A 24,779-nucleotide genomic window follows, 5' to 3' on the forward strand; every position below is an offset into this window, starting at 1 on the left:
ATTACAAATTTACCTCAATGCTCACCGGGCAATGATCGCTGCCCATTTGTTCTGGATGGATTTGCGGATTAGTAACGCGATTTGCAATTTCACGCGACGCTAGCCAATAGTCAATCCGCCAACCGACATTTCGCGCTCTGGCATTTGCCCAGTGTGTCCACCAACTGTACGCGCCAGTTTTTTCGGGGAAAGCCGCCCGGAAAGTGTCAATAAATCCAGCGTCCAAATAGTTCTGAAAACCTTCCCTCTCCTCATCAGTAAAGCCGTGTTTGCCAACGTTAGGCTTCGGATTTGCTAAATCAATCTCCTGATGTGCCACGTTCATATCGCCACAATAAAGGACTGGCTTTGACAATTCCAATTCTTCCAGATAAGCCAGAACTGCCTTGTCCCATTTTTTATATCGCAAATCTAATCGGCTCAAATCCCCTTTTGAGTTCGGAGTGTAGCAATTGACAACCCAAAAATAGTCAAACTCGGCGGTGATAATTCGTCCTTCGTCGGCTGGATTGCCGTATTCGTCGCCCGTTAAATCAAATTGCTTAATGATGTTTAGTGGAAAACCGTCGCGCCAATTCAGAGGTGGGATTTTAGAGAAAATTGCCGTGCCAGAATAGCCTTTTTTGGCGGCGGAATAGAAATGCTCGTAATAATTTGGCAGGTCAATTTCAACTTGATCTCTGGTGGCCTTAGTTTCCTGCAGGCACAGAATATCTGGATCGTACGTGTCGATGAACTTTGCGAATTCACCCTTGTTGATAACTGCGCGAATACCGTTTACATTCCAGGAAAATAATTTCATAAGCTAATTATATCTCATTGTGATATAATCCATCTACAAGGAAAGGAAAAGATCCTATTATGCTTAATCTCTTTGCAAAAAATAAACGACCGCTACTTACAAAAAAACGAAAACGAGGATTAATTATTTTTGGCTGTATAGTTGTAGCCTTGGGGGTTATTGGCTATGCGGGTGGCTTAATGGAACAGTCTAGACTTGAGAGAGATAATGTGTCGATAGTAGTTTCTGAGATAGATGACGACATTAAGCTTGATTATCATACGACTAAGCGTGAGATTTCTGCTAAAATTTCTGGCATTAGCACTTTTGCTGAGGTGAAGGTTGCTGGAGATAGGGTTAGTGTATACAACAGTAAGGATACGAGCGGCTTCATTAAGTATAAGATTGAAAATATCAAAGAAGGCGACAGCGATGTAAACATTTCTATTGTTGATGGCAAGCGTCGTGGTGATAAGACAATTAAAATCCATCGCCAAACAAAGGATGATTATGATAAGCAGGAGCTTGAGAAAGCTCTTAGTAAAACTGAAGAAATAGTTAAGAAAGCAGAAGAAGATTCTTCTGATGAAAATATTTCTCGTGCCAAATCAGATATTGATAAATTGCCAGAAGATAAACGCGGACAATTCTCTGAGCGTATTGCTAAATTAGAAAAAGCCAAGCAGGAAGAAAAAGAACGTGCCGAGAAGGCTAAGAAAGAGGCAGAAGAAAAGAAGAAGCAGGAAGAAGCGGCGGCGGCCGCTCGGGCGCGCCAGCAGCAGATTAATGCTCAGCAACAGACTACTAGATCTCAGCCTATACCACGCCAGGCTGCTCCTGCCCCACAGCCATCTCCTCAGGGTCCACATTTCCGTAGTTGCAAGGAGGCTCGCGCCGCTGGATATAGCCACATGCGTCGTGGCGAGCCTGGATATTCACCCCACCTTGACGGCGACAATGACGGTATTGCTTGCGATAAGCACAAATAGCCTATATCCATGAGTAACGAAAATCTTTTTGCTATACTGTAGATATGAGTAAGAAAGACGATAAAAAACTAATTGTTAATATGATTTCTGAAAGCGAGTTTACCGTTCAAGGTCATGGCGTACATACGGCCTATAAAGAGATTGCAGACGCGCTTCGTAAAAGAAAAGATATTGATATTGAAGTAAATTCTGATCGTCCTGCTGACATTGTTCATATTCAGACTATGGGTTTATACTCGTTCCGGCATTTGATGAAAAAAGGTGGCAAAAAAGTCGTTTCTGCTCATCTTGTGCCGGATAGTTTTATTGGCTCGCTTAAAGGTGCGAAATACTGGAAGCCTTTAGGCCGAGCGTGGCTGAAATTCTTTTATAAAAAGGCTGATTTGGTTTTGGCTTGCTCCGGTATGGTTGCTGATGAATTGATAAATGATATGCACGTGCCAAAGACGAAAGTTCTTTACAATACGATAAATATGTCGAGATATAAGCATTCTGCTGCGGAGAAAAAGTCGGCTCGGAAGAAGCTTGGCTTGAAGGATAGCGATTTTGTAGTAATGGGAAATGGTCAAGTTCAGCCACGAAAGCGTTTGGATATTTTAATAAAAGCTGCCAAAGAAATGCCAGATGTAAAGTTTTTCTGGGTGGGAGGAATTCCGTTTAAGAATTTAGGCGCGGATTATAACGCCATGCAAGATATGATTAAAAATGCGCCGAATAATCTCACTGTAACTGGTGTGATACCTCTGGAGAATGTTCGTGACTATTATGTCGCTGCTGACGTTTTTGTTCTGCCCGCTATGCAAGAAAACCATCCTATGTGTGTGTTGGAGGCGGCTGGCGCTGGCTTGCCGATCATTCTACGCGATATTCCGCAATATAACGACACATTTAAGGGCGACGCTGTTATGGCGAAAACGGACGATGAGTTCTTGGAGTTGATCAGTAAATTGCGCAAAGATAATAAAGCTTATAAGAAAGCGCAACTTGGTGCTGAGAAAATTGCTGAGCGTTTTGATAGTAGTGCCGGCGCCGAGCGATTGGTCGAATTTTATCGATCGCTGATATAAATGGTATAATGGGGCTATTATGAGGATAGGACTTTTTACGGACAGTTACAGACCGTCCATTAACGGTATCGTTTATGTTGTTGAATCATTAAAGCGCGAGCTGGAAGCTTTGGGGCATGAGGTCTATGTTTTTTGCCCAGCAAAGTCTATTAGTCCGTCCAAGCAAGCCGAACTTCTCCACGAAGATAAGAATAGTCGAATAATTCGTTTCCGCTCAATTACGGGCGCGTTCTTTGATGATTACGACACGTCAGTATTTTTCCCTCCTGTAGTACAACGCCAAATTGCCAATATGAATTTGGATGTAGTACATATTTTTACGCCATCGCAAATTGGGCTATTGGGTGTGAGGGCAGCGAAGAAAAATAATATTCCTTTGATTATTCAGCATTGTACGGATCTATACGAATTCGTTGATCATTATCCTGCGGTTTTGCCAGGAGTTTTGGCGTTGGCGGGAGTGGTTTTTCCATTGTCGGTGAAATTGAACGGACAAGATTTACTGGAAGTTGTCAAACTTTACCGTCCGCGTAATGGCGTAACGAAATGGAATAAAGATATTATTGAGCGTATTATAACTATTTTATACAGCAAAGCTGACGCGGTAATTGCCCTGTCGCGTAAAAGCCGTGATCAATTGGAATCTTGGCAGACTGAAGATTACGCGTACGACGTTACTTTAATGCCAAACGGCGTGAATGCTCTTCCGCGGGCGAGCGCGAAACGAGTCGCAGAATTTCGCGAGCAATGGAATCTTGATGAAAAGGATGAAGTGTTTGGTTTTGTTGGACGTTTGGGCGAGGAAAAGAATTTGCCGATTTTGATTCAGGCGTTTAGCGAGTTTATCGCTGAAGCTCGTCCGAAATCGAAATTGCTATTTGTTGGCGATTTTGAATATCGAAAGACTTTGGAAAAAATGGCAGCCGAGACGGATTTTGCGGATAGGATTATATTTACTGGCGCCATGCCGCGAGAAGATCTGGATGTGGCCTATAAAGTGATGAGCGTGTTTACTTTTCCTTCACTTAAAGATACACAAGGCTGGGTGCTTCATGAAGCTGCTCATGCCGGAAAGCCGATTGTTATTATTGACAAGGGAGTTTCAGAGGTTGTGAAAGACGGAGTTAATGGCTATTTTGCGGAGAATAATCCAGAAAGTGTTGCGGAAAAAGTAATTGCAATTCTAAAAAGTCCGAAAAAACAAGCAGAATTTAGTGCTGAAAGTAAAAAATTAGCCAACAAGTTTACGGAGCGAAGCCAAGTGAAGAAGCTTGAAAAGCTTTATGAAAATCTGATTAAAGCGCGCGAAAATCAATAAATCTCAGGCTGAGTTTGTGATCGGTACGATTATCTATTAGAGATAAGCCTTTTAGTTTCCCTATCTTGGTCGCGGCGTTTGATGGTTTGGCGTTTGTCGTAATTTTTCTTACCTTTTCCGAGTGCAATTACAACTTTAATGAATTTTTCGTTGGTCAATAATTTGGTTGGGACAATTGTCATTCCCTGTTTTTTGGCTTCTGTAAAATTAGATAACTGTTTTTTACTTACCAATAATTTCCGCGCCGAAGTGTCGACTGAGCGGCTATTTGCTTCTCCGCGAACGTTTAAACGCAAGGAAAAACTAGCGTTATTTAGCCATAGTTCGCCATTTCTTAAGCTAACAAATGAGCCTTTAAGCTGGACGTGACCTTCTCTGGCGGCTCGTACTTCCATTCCAGTTAAAACTAAGCCGGCAACTATTTCTTCGCCAAGTTCATAATCAAACCGTGCGCGACGATTGACGATATTTTGCGTAGCTGGTTTTTTGGCTTTTAGCTTCGACATGAATTATATTATAGCAGGTTTAGTTTTCTGATGATTTTAGGATTTTCATAATGGTTTGCGCTTTCTCTATATGCCCAAAGAGAGATACGTGTGGGTTATCTGGGTTAAAGCGATGGTCATTCGGACTTAAATCTGCCAATCTTTCAATTATTCCTACTATTGACGGACAATTTTTTAATTGATCGACACAACTACTTCTCTTCGTCACTTCGTGTATGCCATCGATTATTCGGAACGCTAGAGGAAAATCCCTAAAGTCTTCATGCTGTTCGATGAGTGAGAGATTTAATTCCAAGTCGCTTAAAGTTTCAGAAATATTTTCGGCTATGTCGTCTTTGAGTTCGTCTGAAATAGACCTTATGCTGTTTGATAATTCTCTGTAAATATGATCGGTTGGAAGCAATATGACGTTTCCAGTATACTTTTCCATAGGTTTATATTATAACATTAATTTGTATAAATACAAGTGAATTGTCTCTGTTATAATAAGTTAGATGATAGCTGATATTCATATCACTGAAAAAAGTTTTGGTGATAAGACGTTAATGAAAGACGTCAAGTTTAGTGTGGACGATGGCGAGAAAGTCGGCGTGGTTGGTCGTAACGGCGTTGGTAAGTCGACGCTTTTTGGAATATTGGCGGGTACAGATAATGATTACACGGGAGAAGTTGTTTTTCGCCGTGGCATTACGATTGCGACTACCGCTCAGGAACATCACGGTTTGGGTGAGCAAACGGTTATGTCGTATATTCTTAGCGGACTTCCAGAATATTCTAAGCTAAAGAAAATTATCGATGAATATCCACTAACCATGGGCGACAATATGCGAAAAATTGAAGAATATACGCAAGCCCTGGAACGGTTTGATCAAAAAGGATTTTATCAAGTTGAAGAGAAAATTGAGCGAGAGTTGAGTAATTTTCAATTAGATGGTTATGGTAATCGGAAGATTTCTTCCCTGTCTGGTGGGCAAAAAAGGCTGGTGGAAATTGTTAAAATTATGCACTCGGAGGCGCATTTGGCGCTGATTGACGAGCCTACCAACCACATGGATTACGTTGCGAAACAGCAGTTTATCGATTGGATAAATTCCCAGCCACATCAAGCGATGCTAATCATTACGCATGATCGCGATGTATTAGGGCAAGTTGATCGAATAGTTGAGATTAAGGACGGTCAAGCCGTGAGTTACCGCGGAAATTATGATGCGTATTTGAAGCAGAATGCTCAAGCGACGACGACTGGAATGAACAATTTTGAGCAGATTGAGAAGCGAATTGTTAACTTGAAACAAAAAGTTTTGGACTATCAAAGGCTTAAGGAGAAGTCGCGTAATCCCGGCACGATTCAGAAATTTAAGCGTTTGGAGAATGAGTCGCGGGCGGAGCTGGCGGAATTGTCAGAAATGGAAAAGCCGACGTTTTGGATTGATAAAGAATCTGCTAGTCAATTGGACTATAAATCGGCCGAGCGTTACGGAAAATTCAAGTCGCGTAATATTCGCCTGAGTATGAAAGATGCGTCCAGTCGCAGCCAGCATGTGTTGGTTCGTGCGGAAAATGTGGCGGTTGGGATTAGTGAGCGGATATTGTTTGAGGACGTGAATATTGATTTGCGTGAAGGTGAAGCGATTGAAATTAGAGGTCGCAATGGCGCTGGTAAGACTACGTTGATTCGGATGATTTTGGCGTCGGGCAAGAGTTTTGACGGCAGTCCTATTCTTTATTCTGGTGATATTTTCCTTGATCCGCAGGTTCGAATTGGTGTTTATGAGCAGGAAATTGACGAAAAGTATCTGGCTGATCCGCTAGAAAAAGCAATTGAAAAGTTATATATGAGTCGAGACTTATCAATTTCTGATACGAAAATTCGACAACTTTTGGCTGACTATTTGTTCACGGACGCTGATCGAATGACGCCGCTGGCTCGTTTGTCTGGCGGACAAAAAGCTCGCTTTCAGATTATTTCCATGCTAGCGAACGACCCGCAGCTGCTAGTTCTGGACGAGCCGACGAACCACTTGGATTTGCCGAGTATTGAAGAATTGGAAACAGCGTTGGCCAAATATTCCGGCGCGATTCTTTACGTCAGCCACGATAATTATTTCCGCGAAAAACTTGGCGGAAAAGTTGTGCAAATTGGCGCAGAATAAAAATTTTCCGCCAGAATTTGACGGAAAATCTTGAATCGTTTTTAAGAAAATTAGTCGGATAGTAAGCCGTTTTTTCGTAGCAAATCTTGTAGTTTCGGTCGATCAAAACCAAGCACTAATTCCCCGTTGATGTCTGTTACTGGCACGCCTTGGAAATTGCCGCCATTTTTATTTAGCAATTCCTCTTTTGCGCCAGGATCAGCCTCGATATCTTTGGAAACAAAATCAATTCCCAGCTTCTTCAGCCATTCCATCTCCGTGTGGCAAAACGCACACCAGCTGGTACTGTACACGACAACTTTTGTGTCTTGATGGTTGTTCGTTGTGTCTTCGCTCATATATTCCCCTATTTAATAGCACTTCTAATTATAACATAGCGGTTACGCCTATTTAGAATTCTTTGACGTCAAATGCCAATTTTTGCACCATTCGCAGTGATATATATCAATCGACAAATTCGGGTTTGCTAATTCTTGGATTTCTGCTGCTTGGCGCGCTTTTATCTCTGTTGAGAAGCGACGTTTTTTCTGACAATTAGCCAACCCTGAAATTGACATCAATGATGTTTTTTGAGCTTTTTGACTATTTTTTGAATAATTTCGTCGTGGCATCTTGCAAAATAGTATAACAGATTGATATAGTGGAAAGTAATGACAAAAGAAACTGACATTTCGGCTAACGATATAGGCGATTCTGGTACGATGATGATTTTAGCAAGGACGATGATTGGTACAATGTGGCGAATGTTTTTGCCGACAATTGGGCTGACTCTACTGGGTCTATGGCTGGATAATGTCAGTGGAATGAAGATGAGATGGTTGCTTGCTGGAATTATTTCTGGCGCGATTATCTCAGTGATTCTCGTAGTTTTGCAAATTGCTAAAATTAAACAGCAGGAGTTGAAGAAATGATTAATTATATGGCAAGTGCTGGTCCGCATATTTCAGTAAAGGTTGACGAAGTTTTCAATGTTGCTGGCATATCTATTACAAATTCACATTTGGTTGGGTTTTTGGGGCTAATTGCGCTGGTATGGGCGATGTTTCGTACTCGTGCAGCGGTTTTAGGTAAAAAGAAACATAATTTTATCACGAGGCTAATTCAGTGGACGTTCGACGGACTTTATAATACGGTTTGCCAGGTCATTCCAGATCAAAAATGGGCGCGTAAAGTTGCTCCGCTTTGTATTACTTTATTTTTCTTTATCATCGCGCAGTACTGGCTGGGGCTTTTGCCAATTGTTGGTCCGATTACAATTGGCGAGCATCACACTCCTCTATTTCGCGGTGGCGTGGCAGATCTTAATATGACATTCGGTCTGGCAATTGTTACGATTGTCGCGGCTCAGGTTTACGCGTTTAAATATCTTGGCTTTAAGGGCAATTTGGGGCGATATTTTGTTAACCCACTGCGCGATCCTATTATGTCATTTGTCGGAATTTTAGAGCTGGTGGCAGAGTTTTCGCGAATGTTGGGGCTGAGTTTCCGTTTGTTTGGTAATGTTTTGGCTGGCGAAATTCTCTTGGCAATCATCGCTTATATGACGAAGTTTTTGTCGCCCGTAGCTCTGCAGCCGTTCTATTTCTTCGAGTTGTTTATAGGCGGTATTCAGGCGTATATTTTCTTTATGTTATCAACTGTGTTTATTTCCCTGGGGTTGGCTCACCATGATTCACACGAGCCAATTGATGAAGTTCACTCCTCTGCTGAAACTAATAAATTAGCGATATCAGAGAGTGATTAAATTAGGTAATAATTAACTAAAAGGAGAATATTAACAATGGAAGCATTATCATTTGCACTTACCTACGCAATCCCAGCTGCATTTGCAGCAATCGGCGCTGCAATCGTTGGCGCAGCAGCCATGAACGCCGCTGGTCGTAACCCAGAAAAAATCAACGACCTACGCACAATGATGATCTTGGGTATTTCATTTATCGACGCTATTGCTATTATCGGTTTCGTCGCAGCAATCGTCGGCAAAGTTATGTAGTTTTCGGAGTAAATTGTGGAGAAAATATTAACACAATTTGCCAATTCTGGCGCATCGGAAAAAGCTGGTTTGTTTGATTCGCTGGGTATTGATTGGGCGTTGTTGGCGTTTCAGACAGTAGCATTTTTAATCTTGCTATTTGTTCTTCGCAAGTTTGTCTATCCGCCAATGATGGAAATGCTCGTCAAGCGAGAAAAAGACTTGAAAGCGGCTGATGCGGCGGCAAAATCTGCTAAGGAAAATGCCGACCGAGCTGAAGAAATGACCGCCGAAATGATGCGAAAAGCACGAGCTCAAGCTAGCGACATCGTGGCGTCTGCTCGAGAAGAAGCGACCGAAGTTGTTGAAGAAGCGGCTAAAAAAGCGACTGCCAAATCTGAAGCTTTGATCAAAGAAGCACATAATACGATTGCTCAAGAAATTGAAAACGCTAAGAAAGACCTGCACAATTCGACATTAGAGTTGGTGGCTGAAGCGACTGGCAAGGTTTTGGGCGAGAAAATTGATGCGAAGAAAGATACGAAGCTGATTTCGGAATCGCTTGAGGAGGCTAAATAGATGAAGTCGGTGTCCAGGAGAAAGTTGGCAAAGTATGCAGCTGAACAGATTTTAGCTGGTAATGACGCAGTACTGGAGGAAATTGCTGGCCTTTTGATTTACGAAAAGCACGAACGTGAAATTGATTTGTTGGTGCGAGATATTGAGGCTGAATTGGCTGAGAACGGTGAGATCGTGGCATCGGTCGAGAGTGCGAGAGCACTTGATGAGAACACAAGGCATAAAATAGAGCAATTTCTGGCGACTGCGGTAAGTGGTAAAAATAGTAAACCAAAAGTATCTCTAAGAGAATCAATTGACCCGACGTTGATTGGTGGACTTAAGCTACGAACGCCGACCGCAACACTGGACGCAACAGTTTTAAAGAAGTTAAACGACTTGCGGGCGAAGAAAATCTAGGAGGAAAAATGAGCAAGATTGATGTGACAGAATTAGCCAAAAGCCTGCGGGAAAAAATCGCGCAGCTGGAGGCGACAGAAGGTTTGGAAGATGCTGGCGTGGTTATTCGCGTTGGTGACGGCGTGGCTTGGGTTCACGGTTTAAGTAATGCTGGCTATAGTGAAGTGCTAGAGATTGAAACTGATGGCGACACGGTTGAGGCATTTGCCCTAAACTTGATGGAAGATGAGATTGGTGCGGTGATTCTTGGCGGTGAAAATAAGGTCAAGGCTGGCGCTAGCGTTCGTCGCAAAGGTTCGGTACTAGACGTTCCTGTCGGCGAGGAACTGTTGGGACGAGTGGTTGATCCGCTAGGTCGACCTCTTGACGACGGTCCAGCGATTAAGACGAAGAAACGTGGTTTAATTGAGCGTCCTGCTATTGGTGTGATGGGTCGTAAATCAGTTCACGAACCTCTGATGACCGGTATTATGTCGATTGACTCAATGTTCCCAATCGGTCGTGGTCAGCGTGAGCTTATCATTGGTGACCGTCAAACTGGTAAAACGGCAATTGCTATTGATACGATGATCAACCAGGCTCGTCAAAAGACTGGCGTGGTGAACGTTTATGTGGCGATTGGTCAGAAATTGTCGAAGATTGCTCGATTGGTCGACCGATTGAAAGAAGAGGGCGTGATGGATCAGACGATTATCGTTGCGACTAGTCCGTCTGACGCAGCTTCCCTACTTTACTTGGCACCTTACGCTGGTACAGCTATGGGTGAATATTTCCGCGATAACGGCGGTCACGCATTGATGATTTATGACGATTTGACCAAGCATGCGGTGGCTTATCGACAGATGTCGCTATTGTTGCGCCGCCCACCAGGACGTGAAGCCTACCCAGGTGATGTTTTCTATTTACATTCACGACTATTGGAGCGTTCGGCTAAATTGTCTGATGAACTTGGCGCGGGAAGCTTGACGGCTCTGCCAATCATCGAAACTCAGGCTGGCGACATTTCCGCTTACATTCCGACCAACGTGATTTCTATTACCGACGGTCAGATTTTCCTGGAAACCGACTTGTTCTATCAAGGCATTCGCCCAGCCATCTCAGCCGGTCTATCAGTTTCTCGCGTTGGTGGCGCGGCTCAGACGAAAGCCGTTAAATCTGTTGGCGGAAACTTGAAGCTCGGTCTTTCTCAGTTCCGCGAATTGGCATCATTTGCTCAATTCGGTTCAGACCTTGACGACGCAACAAAGGCTCAAATTGACCGAGGTCAGCGACTCACTGAGCTTCTGAAGCAGCCACAATATCAGCCAATGAGCGTCTGGGAGCAATTTGTTAGTATCCACGCTGTGACTGGCGGTATGTTTGACGATGTTCCAGTTTCTAAGATTAAGGACGCACAGTCTGCCCTATTGACTTATCTCTGGAAAAATTCTAAAGATGCTATGCGTGAGCTAAACAAGGGCGACAAGCCTTCGGACGAGCAATTGAAATTGATTGACGAAGCTACGAAAGAAATAGCGAAAGGATTTGAGGAGTAATTCATGCCGAGCACTCGCGCGCTGAAAAATCGCATTCGTTCGGTGGACTCGACTAAGCAGATCACCAAGGCTATGCAATTGGTGGCGGCTAGTAAAATGCGTCGGGCTCAAGAGGCAGATAAGGCTTCTGCGCCGTACACAATGGCGGCGGAAGAACTACTGTCTTATTTAGCGAGCCAAGGCGCAACTGACAACCACCCGCTGTTCGTTAGGCGAAAGATAAATAAGCGATTGATTATCGTGGTGGCTAGCGACAAAGGTTTGGCTGGCGCATATAATACCAATATTTTGAAGAAGTATTTGGAGCTATTGAAGCGTGATGATGAGCGCGGAATTGAGAACTTGACTTTGGCTATCGGTCGCCGGGCTTCGCAGTTCGCAACACGCCTTAAAGATACAAAAATTGTCGGTACGTATGAAGATTTGCCAGATCAGCCGTCTGGATTGACATTCCATACGATTTTAAATACGGCGATAAATATGTTTAAGAATGGTGAGGTTGACGCAGTTACGCTTGTTTATACACGTTTTGTCAATAGCATGGTTCAGACTGCGGAATTGGACAGATTATTACCGGCAGGAACAGAAGTCTTGGTTGATCCGAGTAAAGTTTCTAACACGATTTCTGACGCCAAATATGAGCCGAGTATTCCAGAAGTTTTGGACGCGGTGGCGTATCGTTTAGTCGGTGCGCGACTGTTGCAGGCGCTGCTTGATGCTCGAGCCAGTGAACATTCTATGCGCATGATGGCGATGAAGAATGCTACGGATAATGCCAGTGATTTGGTTGATGATTTGACACTAGCTATGAATAAAGCTCGTCAAGGAGCGATTACTCAGGAGCTTGCTGAAATTTCTGGTGGCGTGGAGGCGATGGAACAATGATAAAGGAGAAAAAGATGGCAAAAGATTTAGGTAAAATTATTCAGATCGTTGGCGTGGTCGTTGACGTGGAGTTTCCGCGAGACGTTGAACTTCCAGCGATTTACGACGCGTTGCACGTTAAAAACGGCGATGAGAATTTGGTGCTGGAGGTTGCTCAGCACTTGGACGAGCACACTGTTCGAGCAATTGCCTTATCATCAACGGATGGTTTGAGTCGTGGTGCAGAAGTTGTTGCGACTGGCGCTCCAATTTCCGTTCCAGTCGGCGCGGAAACTCAAGGACGAATGTTCAATGTTGTTGGTGAAGCGATTGACGAAAAACCTCAACCGAAGGGTAAAACCGCCCCAATTCACCGCCCTGCTCCAGCACTTTCTGAGCAGTCAAATAAGACTGAGATTTTGGAAACCGGCATTAAGGTCGTCGACTTGATTGCGCCACTTGCTAAAGGTGGAAAAGCTGGCTTGTTTGCCGGTGCTGGTGTTGGTAAGACAGTTCTTATCACTGAGTTGATTAACAATATCGCTAAGTTCCACTCTGGAAACTCTGTTTTCGCTGGTGTTGGTGAGCGAACGCGTGAAGGTAACGACCTTTACTATGAAATGGAAGAAGCTGGTGTTTTGGACAAGACTTCGCTAGTCTTTGGGCAAATGAACGAGCCGCCTGGAGCACGTTTGCGCGTGGCATTGTCAGGTCTGGCGATGGCTGAGGCTTTCCGCGATGAAGGTAAAGATGTCTTGCTATTTATCGACAATATTTACCGCTACACCCAGGCTGGTGCTGAGGTGTCGGCATTGCTTGGTCGTCTGCCGAGTGCGGTTGGTTATCAGCCAAACCTCCAGCAGGAAATGGGTGCCTTGCAAGAGCGAATTACCTCAACAAAGAAAGGCTCGATTACCTCTGTTCAGGCTGTTTATGTGCCAGCTGACGACTTGACCGACCCAGCTCCTGCTACGACCTTTGCTCACCTTGACGCTACAATTGTGATGAACCGTGCTTTGACGGAAATTGGTATTTATCCAGCGGTTGACGTTTTGGACTCCAGTTCAAACTCGCTTGATCCAGAAATCGTTGGTGAAGAACATTATCGTGTGGCGCGCGAGGTTCAGCGAATTCTGCAGCAATACAAAGAGCTTCAGGATATTATCGCTATTTTGGGTATGGAAGAATTGTCAGATGATCAGAAGCAGATTGTCGCTCGTGCTCGTCGTATTCAGCGATTCTTGGCACAGCCATTCCACGTGGCCGAGAAGTTTACTGGAAATCCAGGTGTTTACGTTAAATTGGAAGATACTATTCGCGACGCTTCCGACATTTTGGCCGGTAAATACGATGATAAGCCTGAAAACTGGTTCTATATGGTTCAGGGTACGCTGGCCGATCAAGTTGCTCGCGACGCTGAAGCTGAAGCTGCCGAGGCTAAAAAACATTCTGAAAAGAAAGCTAAATAGCCATGAAATTGTCATTAGTCACACTTGTCGGTACGAAGGTTGACGAAGAAGTTTATTCGGTGTCAATTCCGACTACTGACGGCGAAATTTCCGTTTTCCCAAGCCATGAGCCGCTAGTGACGATTGCGCGGGACGGCGTAATTACCGTGCGTCGACATAAAGAAGATTCTGATAATCAGTTGGAATATTTCGCAATCTCTGGTGGCGTGGTAAAAATTGACTATTCGTCGGTGCAGATTCTGGTTGATGAAGCTGATCACGGCGATGACATCATCGAGGCGGAAACTCAGAAGGCTCTGGAGCGTGCTATCAAAGCGCGTGATGAAGCTGGCGATCAAGTTGAGCGCGAGAAAGCTAAGCAGCTTATCGATCGTCATATGGTGCGATTGAAGGTTGCTGATCTTCATAGGCGTAAGCGACGACGCTAATTATATATCGGCAATACTACGAAGGAGCCTGATTATTAGGCTCCTCGTGCTATGTCTTGCTTGAGTCCTTCGATTGACGCTTGTACGATATCGACAGTTTCATAGGAATATAGATCAGAGATACTCTCTTCGTATGGCTTAATAAAATACTCGATAATAAGTTCTGAGTTTAGCATCCGCTGACCATCGTAATTGTATTGGCCACTCATTGAATAGGCGCAACTCCCAACGTCTCGCACGAACCTAGTGATTTTTGCCGAGTCTTTGTTTGTTTGCTGAAATGTTTCAGTATCAATGCACCATGGTTCAGTGCTGATAGTAAATGCAAAGTTTTTTATTTGCGCGTCATTCATTGTATACGGTTTTTCTAGGCTGTGAAAATAATGCATAGTAGCGAATGCAGTACGGGCGATAAGCCGTGCTTTTTCTTCAGGTAGTATAGTCTCGCCGCGGTATTCGTCGATTAGACTGTCGCAGCTCCGCACGCCTTGTATAAAATCGGTAATCACTGCCACTTCTCTATTCTCGAGGCGGATAATGCCTCTCGGTTCGAAGGTGCGAATTGCTTGAGGATGTTCTAGGCTATTGATGTCTCGCATTGTATCAATATCTTTCAACGCTGCGCGCGGTGTAAGATATGGCTTGATTGCCCAAGGTTGGGTTGCAAGAGGTACGCCCGAGCAGTATGATGTTGCATCATAAAACCCAACTTCATTGATGCTATTGCGGCGACCTTCTGAGTAATCGTCGCGAGGATCTAATCCTATATAAAGATAATCTAGCGGCACGCCTAACCGGTCAGTGCTGAATAGTGCAATATCTCCTGGGGACAGTTGAGCCACCTGCTCTCGTAAATCGCTCGTATCATCAATGGCGATTGGTGTTATAGATGAATATCCTTCGAGCTGACGCATAAACTATTTTATATCATAAATCACGGGTATTTGCAATAGCTAGGCGGACTTCGTCGGTCGTCGTGGTGTGCATCAATTTTTCTCGAAGTTCCTTTGCACCATCAAAATCGCGAATATAAATCTTGAAAAAACGTTTTAGAGTTTCAAAAGGTCGCCCTAAAATTGGTTGGTAAGAATCGAACAAATCCAAGTGATAATTAAGAAGCGCCAACAGTTCTTCTTTGTGATTATCTGCGTTAGTTTTCGATTCACGGAAGCAGAATGGATCGCTGAAAACGCCTCGCCCAATCATAATTCCATTCACGCCAGGATGTTTTCTGGCAATTTCCAACCCATGTTCTCGGTCACGAATGTCACCGTTGATAGTCAGGAATATTTGTGGGGCAATTTCATCGCGCAGCTTAACAATCTCGTCAATCAACTCATAATGCGCCGCAACTTTGCTCATCTCTTTTTTTGTGCGCAGATGAATCGTCAAGTTCACAATGTCTTGCTTGAGAATTGTCGTCAGCCACTCTCGCCATTCATCAACGTAAGTATATCCCAGCCGAGTTTTTACGCTAACTGGCAATCCAGATTTTTTGGCGGCGTCAATTGCAGCTATCGCTATGTCGGGTCGACGAATTAGAGCAGCGCCACCGCTTTTAATGGCAGATTTGGCGGGACAACCCATATTGATATCAATTCCGTTAAAACCAAGTTCCGCGCAGTGCTTCGCGAAAGCTTCCATGTCCCCTGGCTCGCCACCCCAAATTTGCGCAATAAGCGGCTGCTCATCGTCAGTTTTAATTAGTCGCCCAGCTATGGCCTTATCGCCAGCATGCACCCAGCCGGTGGCATTTGCGAACTCGGTGAAAAATATATCTGGCGCGCCAGCCTGTTTCACGACATGACGAAACACGACGTCGGTGACGGCTTCCATTGGTGCCAATATAAAAAATGGCTGCGGTAAATCATTCCAAAACGATGTCATCTCTGTTATTTTATCACAAAAAGGAGAAAACCCCTCACTCTCGCCTTTGAGAATGAGGGGGTGGCGGGCTCAAGCGGTTCTGCTCGGAGTAATTCTCAACGTCGAGAAAAACTGCCACGAGTGAATCTCGCGAACCCGTAAGATTGGAAAACATCAATACTTCCACGTGCCGGCTCACGTTGCTAGACGTCATTGTCTAGCGGGGAGTATTGATGAACCTGAACGCCGCTAGGCGCTTGCGGCGTTGTGTCTCAGGTTTTTCGATTGCCGGATGGCGGACATGGAGGGAGTCGAACCCCCTATCCAGCCTCTATCTAGAGATAGAGGGGTTTCCGATTTACATGCCCTTTGATTCTTTTCCGGATGGATTACCGGCTGGGGAATCAGGCCCAGGGGGGGGTGAACTTATGAGCTCATTATTCTGCCGCACTCTGGGCAACAGAATTCCCATTGATCCGTCTTAGACGGGTTAATGTAAAGGTCTGCTTTGCAATGAAGGCAGACCACTAGCCTGTTGTAGAGGCCAGTAGATTTCCTTTTGGCGTAGTATTTAAACACTACGACCACCGTCCTTCCGTGAAGAAAAGAGCTGACCCCCTAGTTATGCTCCTGGAGAGCGCAGCCCGAAGGGTCGCTCTACCAATAAAGCGTTTATTATAATAACACTAATTATAAAAAAATGCAACAATATATTAGAATAATTTTTATATTTCGCCCGCCAGCAGGTCTTTTTCGAATTGTAGCATCCCCTTATAATCTGGCGAATACCCAGAAGTGTCTGGCATATCAAGCGTGGTTATTTTTTGCCAAATGATATTTATGAGTTTCGCGAATTCGGATAATTCTTCGCTGGAGAATGTATCTTCCAAGCTAAGAATATCACCGGTCTTCATGTCTGGCTCGACAAATTGCAGTCGCCCACCGGTAAACGTGAAATTGCCATAATCGCGTGAATGCTCGACCAATAGTTGATAGAACATCAATTGCTGACGATATTTATGAAGTTTGATTTTCTCGTAATCGGCCGAACCTTTCCAAGAATGCGACGGCTTGCCAGTTTTATAATCTGTTACAAATATGGTTTTGTTTTGCTTGTCGATGTCGACAACGTCAAGTTTACCAGTCAATCTGGCATTATCGATAATTACGCCTTGATTTGAAAAGTCTAATTCCGCCAAGTCCGTGTCGTGAAAATCTGAAGATTTGGCGTTTAAGAACGCAGTCAAAGCCGACTTCCCTTTGTCTAAATACAATTGAAAATCGTCTGCTGACAAATGCTGGCTCTCGAGGGATTTTTGGAAAAATTGGAGGATTTGTTCGGTGCTTGGCAATTGATGATCGGCGCTGAATGAGCAATGTGCTTGCTGAAGGCTGCTGTGAATCGCGGTTCCGTAAGCTGCGGCGGAATTTTTGGCGGATGGAAAATGCAGTAAATTGTTCAATAAGAAATTTTGCGGTCCACCACGTGAAACGTCAAGGAAGTTGTTCAAATGTGTCGCAGAAAGTTTGTATGTTTCTAATGTTGGTGCTAATAAATCCTTTAATTCTGGAACAATCGGCGAAGTTAGTCGCGTCGTCCAGTCGGTTTCAGCGAGTTCAATTTGTTCAGCTGGATCGTCGCTGGTCGGAATGATGGTCGGCGTGCAATTCGTCAAGAAACTGGCGATTATCGTGTCGCTGCCAGAATCGTTGGTTTGAGAATAAGTCATGGTCAATGTGGTTTTGGCGCGAGTCATCGCCACAAAGAATAATCGAAGTCGCTCGTCGTAAGTAGCGCCCGCTGGCTGAAGTTGGAGGTTTGCGGGATATCGGATAGCTCGACTACGTGAACGAACCTTCTCGCCCCAAGCGCTGTCAATTGCCCCAATCACAAAAACGTGCGGAAATTCCAGGCCTTTGGATTTGTGCGCGGTCATCAAATTTATAGCACCGCTGAGTGAACTTGCGTGCGTGCGAATTTGTGTTAAGCGAGTTTTTGTTGAAATGTGCAGGTCAATAAACTCCAAAAAATCTTCCAGCGTTGGATTTCTATCGGTGATTCGATCGCGAAGTTTTTGACGCAAAGTGCGCAAACTTTCCAAAATTGTCAGATACGCTTCTGGGTTTTTATCTAGCTTTTCTGGCGAGAAATAGAAATTGGTGAGAGAATTAACCTGAAGGTTGCCGCTTTCATCGTTAATTAAACCTAATAAATTGTCCAATTGCTCTTCCAGCGGTAGATTCTGCACGTCTTTAGCGCGCTCCAAAAGCCACTCCGCAAATTCCTTAAATACGCTATTCGCCAGCATACTTTCTAGCCACAATTGCCGATTTTTGTAAGCTTGAAGACTCAATTTCCAGATATCCAGTGTAGAAAACCCGAATGCAGGATGAGCCGTAATTTCCGGCAATAAACTATTGGCAACGTCCAAATTATTCTGGCTAATCGCCACGACAGTTCGCGCCAATTTGTCCAGAATCTGAATTATGTCTTGCTCTAGAATGTCGTCGTGACGCTCGTAATTGACAAAAAGATTTTCCTTATAAAGATGCGGAAGAATTTCAATGAGTTCTTTGTGGTGGCGCGCAATAATCGTGATGTTTTCTGGTTTCTCGCCATTTTTTATCAGCTCGGCAATTTGTTTGGCAATTCCCGCTCGCTCTTCGCTAACAGATGAGAATTCTTGGATCTCGACTTTTGAGACTTCGCTATTTGCGTGCGCTGTCAATTGCTTTGATAGCCCGTCAATAGTGTTTTCCAGTCGATCCGCGCCCTGAGTGATGACGTCCCGTGCTGAGGATAAAATGTTCTCGGCGGAACGATAATTGTCGGTCAAAACGATAATTTTTGGGTCGTGATAATGTTGGCGGAAACGCTGGATGTTGCCCACGTCTGCGCCTTGGAAGCTGAAGATTGCTTGGTCGTCATCGCCGACCGCCATGATGTTTGGATCGTCGTCGTTCTCGCTGGTCAAATTAAACAATAATCGTAATTGCGCTAAGTTCGTGTCCTGGAATTCGTCGACCATGATGAATTGGAATTGCTCCTGAAGGTTTGCGCGCAGTTCTGGGTGAGATTCGCAGGCTTGGATGACGGATAAAATCATATCGTCATAATCAAATAATGAACGCTCGGACAGAATATTTACGTATTTTTCGTAAACGTCAATTGCGGCAGATAATTTTTCTGCGGCGGTAAAATCTTTCAGGACAAATTCGCCATTGGCATTTTTTTCGCACCATTTATTTTTCCAAGCAGTCAGTGGTTTTGTTGAGTTTTCATCAATCACTTCCTGGGCGGCGTGCGCAATGCTCAGTGCTAAAACGTTGGCATATGGCGTGATTGAGGCTGGCAATTTTGAGTTTTTCTCGTCAGGATTTTTGGTGGCTAAATTGGCAATTTTCTCAGCTATCGGCGCAAACATTTCAATTGTCTTTTTCGATATTTTGGCGGAAAATACTTGCTGAATGTCTGGCGCGATTTCGGCGATTGTGCTTTGATTGTCCTCAATAATTGCCCGTAATTCTGGCGGCGTTAAGCCGCTTTGCTTGAACTCGGAAATTATTCGGATGAGGTCTTTAATATAAACGAATTCCCCGTTGTTTTTCACGCTTAATGGATTCCGCCAATCAAGATCTTCAAGTATTCCAGAGATAATTTGATATTGCGTCAATTCGTCGACTGGCTGAGCGTCAGCACCACGGAAAAAATACTCGCGATGTTGATTAATAATTTCCGTGCCGAAGCTGTGAAATGTATGAATCGCAATTTTATACGCGTCCTCGCCGATAATCTGACGGAGCCGTTGGCGCATATTTGTGGCACCACTTTCGGTAAACGTCAAGCATAAAATACTGTTCGGTAAAGTGTCGGTTTGTCTTAGGATTTGGGCAGTGCGCATACTTAGAAGCTCGGTTTTCCCCGTTCCTGGTCCAGCAATTACCAAAAGCGATCCGTGAATATAGTCGACTGCTTGTCGTTGATTATCATTTAATTTAGCGTAACGAGTATTGAAATCCATAGTTTTATTCTACCATGCTGGCAGGCTTCAGAACGCGATATTAAAATTGCCATTTGCAGAATTCATCCAAGGTTTTAGATTCAGTATTAAGAGGGTGAATGAAAAAAACATCCAGAAGATGCGTTTAAGGGTAAAAGCCGCTTGGATGTTTCCCGTCAATCAGTCGAATCGACCAGGCAGGTTGGTTATTAGATTTCACATCTTTGCCATCTCGCGCACCTCATAAAAAAATGGTAAAATATTATCTATGAATAAGGCGACGTACGACGAGCTGGCGCTGGAGCGAATTGCTAAGGAAAAATTTGGTTTTCCAATTGATGTTCAATCGATAATTTTGTGGCACGCTGATGTTAGTCGCACTGCTAAGGCGTCGGTGTTTTTGACGAATAAAAAGCAGCTGATGATGTATTTGGAGGCGACTTCGCCGTTGATTTTGTCTGACGTTAAAAAGATAATTTCACGAATGGGCATGCGTGCGGAGTTATTTCTTCCGCCAAAAGGTCAGCCACGATATTTTGAAGATATCGGCAAACGCAAATTCCGTGAAGTTTTCCCTGGAAGAAAGCACGTTACGGATGAAGATTTACATTTTTATAAAACTTTAGCGCCGTATAATCCTGCCTTGGTTTTGATTTCTGAAGTGAAAAATGGCGAGATATATCAATTCGACTCTGACGCGTACGGAAATTGGCGAGTTGGTGCGAGGTTTAGCTACAGAAGGATTCGGGCAATTTAATGCGCGACTACCTGGACATTATTAAGCGGAATCTGCTTTCACCTATTGTCGTGGTGATTTTTCTGTTGGCTGGCGCGCTGGTTTATGTTCGCGAATATCGCGATGCGTGGTTTATTTCTGTGGTGATTATCGTGAACTCAACTATTGGCATTATTCAGGAATTAAGGGCCAAGCGAGTTTTGCGTCAATTGGAGCTGATGAGCGCGCCGAAAGCTCGATTGTTAAAAGACGGAAATATTGTCGAGGTCAGTTATGACGAGCTTAAAATTGGCGACGAAATTCTTATTCAGGCTGGCGATGAATTACCGGCGGACGCGAAAGTTATTGAGTCAAAAGGCTTGGAGCTGAATGAAAGTATGCTGACTGGCGAGTCTGCGTCGATTGAGAAAAAGGACGGCGATGTCGTGCTGGCGGCGACGACGGTTCTGGCTGGTGAAGGTGCGGCGCGAGTAATTGCGATTGGCGACGACACGAAAGCTGGCGCGATTAGCCAAGTTCTGAAGCGTTACAAACCAGAACTTACGCCTCTGCAATTAGCAATTTGGCGCGCAATTTACTTCTTGACTTATGGCGCAATTGTCCTGTCGCTACTTATCGCTATTGTCTATTATTTCTCTGGCGATAACGTCGTCGTTATCTTAAAAACCATAACCTCGGCGGCGGTTACGGTCGTGCCAGAAGGTCTGTTGTTGGCGAGTTCACTGCTTTTGGCGTTCGGTTCACTGCGATTAGCCCAGGCGAAAGTTTTGCCACAAAAATTGTCAGCAATTGAAGCCATGGCACTTCTGAATTTGCTGGCCGTAGATAAAACAGGTACTTTGACTAGCGATGAAGTTACGCTGGAGCGAGTCGAGGCTTTTGGTGATGAAAATAACTATTCAGACTCTAACATTGCCAGCTTTGCGGCGTTAATTGCTCATGAAACCAGCGGCGGAAATATCACTGGTCGTGCAATCTTGGCGGAAGCTGCGTCGCCAAAAAATACGAAAGTTCTGGAAGTAATGGCGTTTTCGTCAGCGCGTAAAATGGCGGGCGCGAGGGCGAATATTGACGGTGAAATTCGGACTTTGATGATGGGCGCGCCAGAGTTTGTGTCGAAGTTGGCGCCAGTAGATGAGGAGACTCAGAAGAAGCTGAATGATTGGGCTGACAATGGCTTGCGCGTGTTGATGTTGGCTGAATTTTCGGACGATAAAACCAAATTGAAGGATTTGAAAAACAGCTCTGGAACGGCAATTGGTGCGGTTATTTTGCGCAACTCCCTACGTCATGGCGTTGTTGAAACGGTGGATTTTTTGCAGAGTCAAGGCGTAACTATTCGCGTAATCTCTGGCGATAACCCGCGCACAGTTCAATACATCGCTAAGGAAGCTGGAATTAAACATCCAGAAAAGGCGATTTTAGGCGAAGATTTGGCGGCGCTTAGTGAAGATGAATTTAATAAGGCTGCCGATACTTACACGATTTTTGCCAGAGTTTTGCCAGACCAAAAAGAGCGCTTGATCAATCGATTCCAGCAATCGGGAAAATTCACTGGTATGGTTGGCGACGGTGTAAACGACGCTCTGGCGCTGAAAAAGGCTGACCTTGGTGTGGCGATGTACGCTGGTGCGCCGGCTTCTCGTCGAGTTTCCGACATTATATTGCTCAACAATTCGTTCACTTCCCTTCCGATGGGAATGAAATTGGGCAATCAAATAATGCAAGCAATCGAAGTCATCGCTGTCCTGTTTTTTCATAAAATTATTTACGGCGTGACGCTTCTTCTTGCGACGATTTTTATTGATATGAATTATCCGTATTCGCCTCGCCATATTACGTTTATGAATATCTTTCTGGTGACTATGCCGACTCTCATGTGGACGCTATTTCCTCCCACGCCGAAGCATCGAATAAATCCGAAGAGATTCTGGCACGATACTTTGCTGGCCGTTGCGCCTGTTGCTTTAATTACTGGCGTGACTGTCGCGTTCACCTATTGGATTACCTCTGTTATGTTCCCTGGTCACGCTGCAGAAGTCGCAACGATGACCGTACTTACTGCAACTTTGTTTGGTGTATATTTGGTGTTCTTGGTGGGAATTATGCTGGACGTAACCATCGATAAATCCGCCAAACGCGCTCGCTTGCTTTATCTTCTGTCGGTGATCATCGTAGCAGCTGGAAGCTTTGGTTTTGGCTTCTTGCGCAACTTCTTTGACTTCACTGTACCAAATTTATTCATAATGTGGCCAGCAGCTGGCGCAATTGTCGTAGCGATGTTAGCCCAGCTATTCATTGCTCGCCGGGCTGGCCGGCGAATCGTTCGATAAATATAAATACTAAGGAATGCAGCTAGATGCATTTTTCATAGGGGTTAAAGAATATTTTACTTGGGTGCGTTTAGGTATTATTGATTCTACTAGTACATTTTTATTCGGCTACCAGTATTTGAATCAGTAAAATACCTTCCACTTTCGTCAAAATGGAATGTTAGGTCTGTACCTATAGGCATGTCGTATACTGCCAAAACGGCGGGCTCAATATTTGCAAGGGTATTGAAATCTACAATTATGAGATTATTTGGGTTATCTATATATTCTTGAGTGTCAGTATCTCCTATTGCTCGCCATCCACAATCGGCTGGATTGGCTCCTTCTTCTCTAAAAAGCCATTTTAGCTTAGATTTTCCCTCATAGATCGACTTAGTTATAATAGCGCCCCCAGCGTTTTGTATAAGAGGAACCTCTTTTTTATTAAATAATTTCATAAAACCTCCGTGACTTTATCCTGTATATTTTTATCCAAAACCACAAGGTGTTCAATGTGCGGCGTCCTAGGGAAGAAATTGTAGCCTTGATGGTGTACGATTTTGTATTTTTCCTGAAGTAGGCTGACGTCTCGCGCTTGCGTGACAGGATTGCAACTCAGATAAATAATCCGAGGCGGCTCTGTTTTCAGCAGTCTATTAGTAACATCCGAGTGAAGTCCAGCGCGCGGCGGATCAACGATGACAATTTGCTCGCCCGTTATACATTCCAGAGATTTTTCGCTCGGCGCCAAAATCGCCTTGGCACTCGGTCGATTCAGCTTGGCGATATTCCTCTGCATTTCCGCGACGGCATGTTCGTTAATCTCCACGAGCGTCACGTCATCGCCTCCAATTGTCAAACCAATTGTCCCAACTCCAGAATAAAGGTCAAGTATCGGCAATTTTTCATTGCAATTAATCCACGCTTTCATATCGCTCAGGGCTTTTTCGTAAACGGGAATGTTGACTTGGAAAAATCCTTCGCAAGCGTAGTTGAATGCGACGCCTAAAATCGTGTCGCTCAGTGTCGTGTCGCCGAATTTGTTCAAGCGTTCGGTGATTCTGCTGGCTGGGCTTTTGGGGTTGGAATAAATTATCTCGCCGCCCGCAGCTGATAGTAATTTGGCTTCATCGTCGGAAATCAGGTTTTCTATCTTATCTTTTACGTACAATTGCCAGACGGCGTTTCCCTGTTGGTCTGAGCGAATCAAGAGTGTTTTTAATTGGCGCGCGACAATCGGTTTTGTTCGTAAGAGGTCGCGGATTTCAATTGCCAATTTATTTATACTCGGATGCGCCAAGCTGGTTCCGTCAACGATAACTTTTCCTTTGCCGCCACGCTTGAAAAACGCCAAGTCCAGAGTTTCTTTTGTGCTATTTTCTGTTGTGTCGCCAAACCAACTGAACTCAACTTTATTGCGATAATTAAATTCCACGCCGTCAGAAAAGACCTTGATTTTTTCAGGCAATGTGATGTTATGAAGTGAAAAAGCCTCTTCGATTAGCGAGATTTTCTGGAATTGCTCGCTGGACATCGGCATTATTTGCCAAGGACTGGTGCTTAAATAGCTATTTTCGTCCCGCGGCGTAATTCGCTCTGGGCTTTTCTCGATAATTTCTGTCACTACCCCTTCGACGAAGTGTGATTTTTTCTTTGTCACGCGAATTGTTACAAGTTCTTTTGGTAATCCTCCCCAGACGAACGCTTTGCGACCGTCGTCAAGTGTTCCGATAGCTTGCCCGCCGCCAACGATTTTTTCCAATCTTAAAGTCTCAAAAATTTGTTTTCTCATTAGATTATATTA

25 protein-coding genes and 1 tRNA gene are annotated in these 24,779 nt (G+C 44.3%); 15 read left to right on the plus strand and 11 right to left on the minus strand.

Features of this window, described 5'->3' with window-relative positions; all coding sequences use genetic code 11:
• Nucleotide 1: 1 nt before the first annotated feature.
• Nucleotides 2-802, minus strand: coding sequence for an exodeoxyribonuclease III (locus LR957_RS01100; protein WP_232273155.1), 801 nt, complete (start codon nucleotides 800-802; stop codon nucleotides 2-4).
• Nucleotides 803-861: 59 nt separating this feature from the next.
• Between LR957_RS01100 and LR957_RS01105 the strand changes: the two genes are divergently transcribed.
• From LR957_RS01105 to LR957_RS01115, 3 genes are read left to right on the plus strand one after another with little or no spacing between them, the layout of a single operon-like run.
• Nucleotides 862-1,770, plus strand: a complete 909-nt coding sequence (locus LR957_RS01105; RefSeq protein ID WP_232273156.1) for an excalibur calcium-binding domain-containing protein — start codon at nucleotides 862-864, stop codon at nucleotides 1,768-1,770.
• A 44-nt stretch (nucleotides 1,771-1,814) separates the two neighbouring features.
• Nucleotides 1,815-2,837 carry a glycosyltransferase family 4 protein gene (locus LR957_RS01110; protein WP_232273157.1) on the plus strand — a complete coding sequence of 341 codons (1,023 nt, stop codon included), beginning with the start codon at nucleotides 1,815-1,817 and terminating at the stop codon, nucleotides 2,835-2,837.
• A 19-nt stretch (nucleotides 2,838-2,856) separates the two neighbouring features.
• Nucleotides 2,857-4,155 carry a glycosyltransferase gene (locus tag LR957_RS01115; protein ID WP_232273158.1) on the plus strand — a complete coding sequence of 433 codons (1,299 nt, stop codon included), beginning with the start codon at nucleotides 2,857-2,859 and terminating at the stop codon, nucleotides 4,153-4,155.
• 29 nt (nucleotides 4,156-4,184) lie between these two features.
• On the opposite strand, the gene smpB is transcribed toward LR957_RS01115, so the two are convergent.
• Both smpB and LR957_RS01125 read right to left on the minus strand, forming a co-directional pair.
• Complete coding sequence (smpB, locus tag LR957_RS01120; RefSeq protein ID WP_232273159.1) at nucleotides 4,185-4,661, minus strand: SsrA-binding protein SmpB; 477 nt, start codon at nucleotides 4,659-4,661, stop codon at nucleotides 4,185-4,187.
• 19 nt (nucleotides 4,662-4,680) lie between these two features.
• Nucleotides 4,681-5,091 (minus strand): hypothetical protein, encoded by a 411-nt coding sequence (locus LR957_RS01125; RefSeq protein WP_232273160.1) that lies wholly within the window; start codon nucleotides 5,089-5,091, stop codon nucleotides 4,681-4,683.
• Between the two features lie 64 nt (nucleotides 5,092-5,155).
• Between LR957_RS01125 and LR957_RS01130 the strand changes: the two genes are divergently transcribed.
• On the plus strand, nucleotides 5,156-6,814 hold the full coding sequence (locus LR957_RS01130) for an ABC-F family ATP-binding cassette domain-containing protein (protein ID WP_232273161.1): 1,659 nt from the start codon (nucleotides 5,156-5,158) through the stop codon (nucleotides 6,812-6,814).
• A 50-nt stretch (nucleotides 6,815-6,864) separates the two neighbouring features.
• Here the strand turns inward: LR957_RS01130 and LR957_RS01135 are convergent, their stop codons facing one another.
• Entirely contained in the window at nucleotides 6,865-7,152 is a 288-nt protein-coding gene (locus LR957_RS01135; protein WP_232273162.1) for a glutaredoxin family protein, read from the minus strand.
• A gap of 48 nt (nucleotides 7,153-7,200) precedes the next feature.
• On the minus strand, nucleotides 7,201-7,425 hold the full coding sequence (locus LR957_RS01140; RefSeq protein ID WP_232273163.1) for a hypothetical protein: 225 nt from the start codon (nucleotides 7,423-7,425) through the stop codon (nucleotides 7,201-7,203).
• Between the two features lie 39 nt (nucleotides 7,426-7,464).
• Here LR957_RS01140 and LR957_RS01145 point away from each other — a divergent pair, with 39 nt between their 5' ends.
• The 9 genes from LR957_RS01145 to atpC are packed head-to-tail and all read left to right on the plus strand — an operon-like array spanning nucleotide 7,465 to nucleotide 14,060.
• Nucleotides 7,465-7,725: a hypothetical protein gene (locus LR957_RS01145; protein WP_232273164.1), complete on the plus strand. Its 261-nt coding sequence runs from the start codon at nucleotides 7,465-7,467 to the stop codon at nucleotides 7,723-7,725.
• On the plus strand, nucleotides 7,722-8,558 hold the full coding sequence (locus LR957_RS01150; RefSeq protein ID WP_232273165.1) for a F0F1 ATP synthase subunit A: 837 nt from the start codon (nucleotides 7,722-7,724) through the stop codon (nucleotides 8,556-8,558). The genes LR957_RS01145 and LR957_RS01150 overlap by 4 nt, the downstream gene beginning before the upstream one ends.
• 36 nt (nucleotides 8,559-8,594) lie before the next feature.
• Nucleotides 8,595-8,807 carry a H+-transporting ATPase gene (locus LR957_RS01155; RefSeq protein WP_039327198.1) on the plus strand — a complete coding sequence of 71 codons (213 nt, stop codon included), beginning with the start codon at nucleotides 8,595-8,597 and terminating at the stop codon, nucleotides 8,805-8,807.
• A 15-nt stretch (nucleotides 8,808-8,822) separates the two neighbouring features.
• Nucleotides 8,823-9,365: a F0F1 ATP synthase subunit B gene (gene atpF / locus LR957_RS01160; protein WP_232273166.1), complete on the plus strand. Its 543-nt coding sequence runs from the start codon at nucleotides 8,823-8,825 to the stop codon at nucleotides 9,363-9,365.
• Nucleotides 9,366-9,764 (plus strand): F0F1 ATP synthase subunit delta, encoded by a 399-nt coding sequence (locus tag LR957_RS01165; RefSeq protein WP_232273167.1) that lies wholly within the window; start codon nucleotides 9,366-9,368, stop codon nucleotides 9,762-9,764.
• Between the two features lie 8 nt (nucleotides 9,765-9,772).
• A complete protein-coding gene (atpA, locus tag LR957_RS01170; protein WP_232273168.1) occupies nucleotides 9,773-11,299 on the plus strand; it encodes a F0F1 ATP synthase subunit alpha in 1,527 nt (508 codons plus the stop codon).
• A gap of 3 nt (nucleotides 11,300-11,302) precedes the next feature.
• The gene (gene atpG, locus LR957_RS01175) at nucleotides 11,303-12,184 is read left to right on the plus strand and encodes an ATP synthase F1 subunit gamma (RefSeq protein WP_232273169.1); all 882 of its coding nucleotides are present in this window, start codon (nucleotides 11,303-11,305) and stop codon (nucleotides 12,182-12,184) included.
• A 14-nt stretch (nucleotides 12,185-12,198) separates the two neighbouring features.
• Nucleotides 12,199-13,632, plus strand: a complete 1,434-nt coding sequence (gene atpD / locus LR957_RS01180; protein ID WP_232273170.1) for a F0F1 ATP synthase subunit beta — start codon at nucleotides 12,199-12,201, stop codon at nucleotides 13,630-13,632.
• 2 nt (nucleotides 13,633-13,634) lie between these two features.
• Nucleotides 13,635-14,060, plus strand: a complete 426-nt coding sequence (atpC, locus tag LR957_RS01185) for an ATP synthase F1 subunit epsilon (protein WP_129632721.1) — start codon at nucleotides 13,635-13,637, stop codon at nucleotides 14,058-14,060.
• A 35-nt stretch (nucleotides 14,061-14,095) separates the two neighbouring features.
• Here the strand turns inward: atpC and LR957_RS01190 are convergent, their stop codons facing one another.
• The 4 genes from LR957_RS01190 to LR957_RS01205 all read right to left on the minus strand — a co-directional run bounded on the left by LR957_RS01190 (nucleotide 14,096) and on the right by LR957_RS01205 (nucleotide 19,948).
• Nucleotides 14,096-14,974, minus strand: coding sequence for a protein kinase family protein (locus tag LR957_RS01190; RefSeq protein WP_232273171.1), 879 nt, complete (start codon nucleotides 14,972-14,974; stop codon nucleotides 14,096-14,098).
• A gap of 13 nt (nucleotides 14,975-14,987) precedes the next feature.
• Nucleotides 14,988-15,947, minus strand: coding sequence for a tRNA dihydrouridine synthase (locus tag LR957_RS01195; protein ID WP_232273172.1), 960 nt, complete (start codon nucleotides 15,945-15,947; stop codon nucleotides 14,988-14,990).
• A 272-nt stretch (nucleotides 15,948-16,219) separates the two neighbouring features.
• Nucleotides 16,220-16,294, minus strand: a tRNA-OTHER gene (locus LR957_RS01200).
• 357 nt (nucleotides 16,295-16,651) lie between these two features.
• Nucleotides 16,652-19,948 (minus strand): ATP-dependent helicase, encoded by a 3,297-nt coding sequence (locus tag LR957_RS01205; RefSeq protein WP_232273173.1) that lies wholly within the window; start codon nucleotides 19,946-19,948, stop codon nucleotides 16,652-16,654.
• A gap of 247 nt (nucleotides 19,949-20,195) precedes the next feature.
• Here LR957_RS01205 and LR957_RS01210 point away from each other — a divergent pair, with 247 nt between their 5' ends.
• Together LR957_RS01210 and LR957_RS01215 are read left to right on the plus strand one after the other, a co-directional pair.
• The gene (locus tag LR957_RS01210) at nucleotides 20,196-20,684 is read left to right on the plus strand and encodes a hypothetical protein (protein ID WP_129635180.1); all 489 of its coding nucleotides are present in this window, start codon (nucleotides 20,196-20,198) and stop codon (nucleotides 20,682-20,684) included.
• Nucleotides 20,684-22,996 (plus strand): HAD-IC family P-type ATPase, encoded by a 2,313-nt coding sequence (locus LR957_RS01215; protein WP_232273174.1) that lies wholly within the window; start codon nucleotides 20,684-20,686, stop codon nucleotides 22,994-22,996. The genes LR957_RS01210 and LR957_RS01215 overlap by 1 nt, the downstream gene beginning before the upstream one ends.
• An 89-nt stretch (nucleotides 22,997-23,085) precedes the next feature.
• Here the strand turns inward: LR957_RS01215 and LR957_RS01220 are convergent, their stop codons facing one another.
• Complete coding sequence (locus LR957_RS01220) at nucleotides 23,086-23,433, minus strand: immunity protein Imm33 domain-containing protein (protein ID WP_232273175.1); 348 nt, start codon at nucleotides 23,431-23,433, stop codon at nucleotides 23,086-23,088.
• Complete coding sequence (locus LR957_RS01225) at nucleotides 23,430-24,767, minus strand: class I SAM-dependent RNA methyltransferase (protein WP_232273176.1); 1,338 nt, start codon at nucleotides 24,765-24,767, stop codon at nucleotides 23,430-23,432. Before LR957_RS01225 ends, LR957_RS01220 begins: the two co-directional genes overlap by 4 nt.
• Between the last annotated feature and the right edge of the window lie 12 nt (nucleotides 24,768-24,779).

The sequence above is a fragment of the Candidatus Nanosynbacter sp. HMT-352 genome, assembly GCF_021222645.1.
Taxonomy (GTDB): Bacteria; Patescibacteriota; Saccharimonadia; order Saccharimonadales; family Saccharimonadaceae; genus Nanosynbacter.

Coding starts and splice junctions, on each gene's coding strand:
- LR957_RS01225 (WP_232273176.1), bottom strand. CDS start 24,767: ATGAGAAAACAAATTTTTGAGACTTTAAGATTGGAAAAAATCGTTGGC.
- LR957_RS01215 (WP_232273174.1), top strand. CDS start 20,684: ATGCGCGACTACCTGGACATTATTAAGCGGAATCTGCTTTCACCTATT.
- LR957_RS01135 (WP_232273162.1), bottom strand. CDS start 7,152: ATGAGCGAAGACACAACGAACAACCATCAAGACACAAAAGTTGTCGTG.
- LR957_RS01100 (WP_232273155.1), bottom strand. CDS start 802: ATGAAATTATTTTCCTGGAATGTAAACGGTATTCGCGCAGTTATCAAC.
- smpB (WP_232273159.1), bottom strand. CDS start 4,661: ATGTCGAAGCTAAAAGCCAAAAAACCAGCTACGCAAAATATCGTCAAT.
- LR957_RS01165 (WP_232273167.1), top strand. CDS start 9,366: ATGAAGTCGGTGTCCAGGAGAAAGTTGGCAAAGTATGCAGCTGAACAG.
- atpA (WP_232273168.1), top strand. CDS start 9,773: ATGAGCAAGATTGATGTGACAGAATTAGCCAAAAGCCTGCGGGAAAAA.
- LR957_RS01115 (WP_232273158.1), top strand. CDS start 2,857: ATGAGGATAGGACTTTTTACGGACAGTTACAGACCGTCCATTAACGGT.
- LR957_RS01145 (WP_232273164.1), top strand. CDS start 7,465: ATGACAAAAGAAACTGACATTTCGGCTAACGATATAGGCGATTCTGGT.
- LR957_RS01190 (WP_232273171.1), bottom strand. CDS start 14,974: ATGCGTCAGCTCGAAGGATATTCATCTATAACACCAATCGCCATTGAT.
- LR957_RS01140 (WP_232273163.1), bottom strand. CDS start 7,425: ATGCCACGACGAAATTATTCAAAAAATAGTCAAAAAGCTCAAAAAACA.
- LR957_RS01155 (WP_039327198.1), top strand. CDS start 8,595: ATGGAAGCATTATCATTTGCACTTACCTACGCAATCCCAGCTGCATTT.
- LR957_RS01150 (WP_232273165.1), top strand. CDS start 7,722: ATGATTAATTATATGGCAAGTGCTGGTCCGCATATTTCAGTAAAGGTT.
- LR957_RS01125 (WP_232273160.1), bottom strand. CDS start 5,091: ATGGAAAAGTATACTGGAAACGTCATATTGCTTCCAACCGATCATATT.
- LR957_RS01105 (WP_232273156.1), top strand. CDS start 862: ATGCTTAATCTCTTTGCAAAAAATAAACGACCGCTACTTACAAAAAAA.
- LR957_RS01110 (WP_232273157.1), top strand. CDS start 1,815: ATGAGTAAGAAAGACGATAAAAAACTAATTGTTAATATGATTTCTGAA.
- atpD (WP_232273170.1), top strand. CDS start 12,199: ATGGCAAAAGATTTAGGTAAAATTATTCAGATCGTTGGCGTGGTCGTT.
- LR957_RS01205 (WP_232273173.1), bottom strand. CDS start 19,948: ATGGATTTCAATACTCGTTACGCTAAATTAAATGATAATCAACGACAA.
- LR957_RS01130 (WP_232273161.1), top strand. CDS start 5,156: ATGATAGCTGATATTCATATCACTGAAAAAAGTTTTGGTGATAAGACG.
- LR957_RS01210 (WP_129635180.1), top strand. CDS start 20,196: ATGAATAAGGCGACGTACGACGAGCTGGCGCTGGAGCGAATTGCTAAG.
- atpG (WP_232273169.1), top strand. CDS start 11,303: ATGCCGAGCACTCGCGCGCTGAAAAATCGCATTCGTTCGGTGGACTCG.
- atpC (WP_129632721.1), top strand. CDS start 13,635: ATGAAATTGTCATTAGTCACACTTGTCGGTACGAAGGTTGACGAAGAA.
- LR957_RS01195 (WP_232273172.1), bottom strand. CDS start 15,947: ATGACATCGTTTTGGAATGATTTACCGCAGCCATTTTTTATATTGGCA.
- LR957_RS01220 (WP_232273175.1), bottom strand. CDS start 23,433: ATGAAATTATTTAATAAAAAAGAGGTTCCTCTTATACAAAACGCTGGG.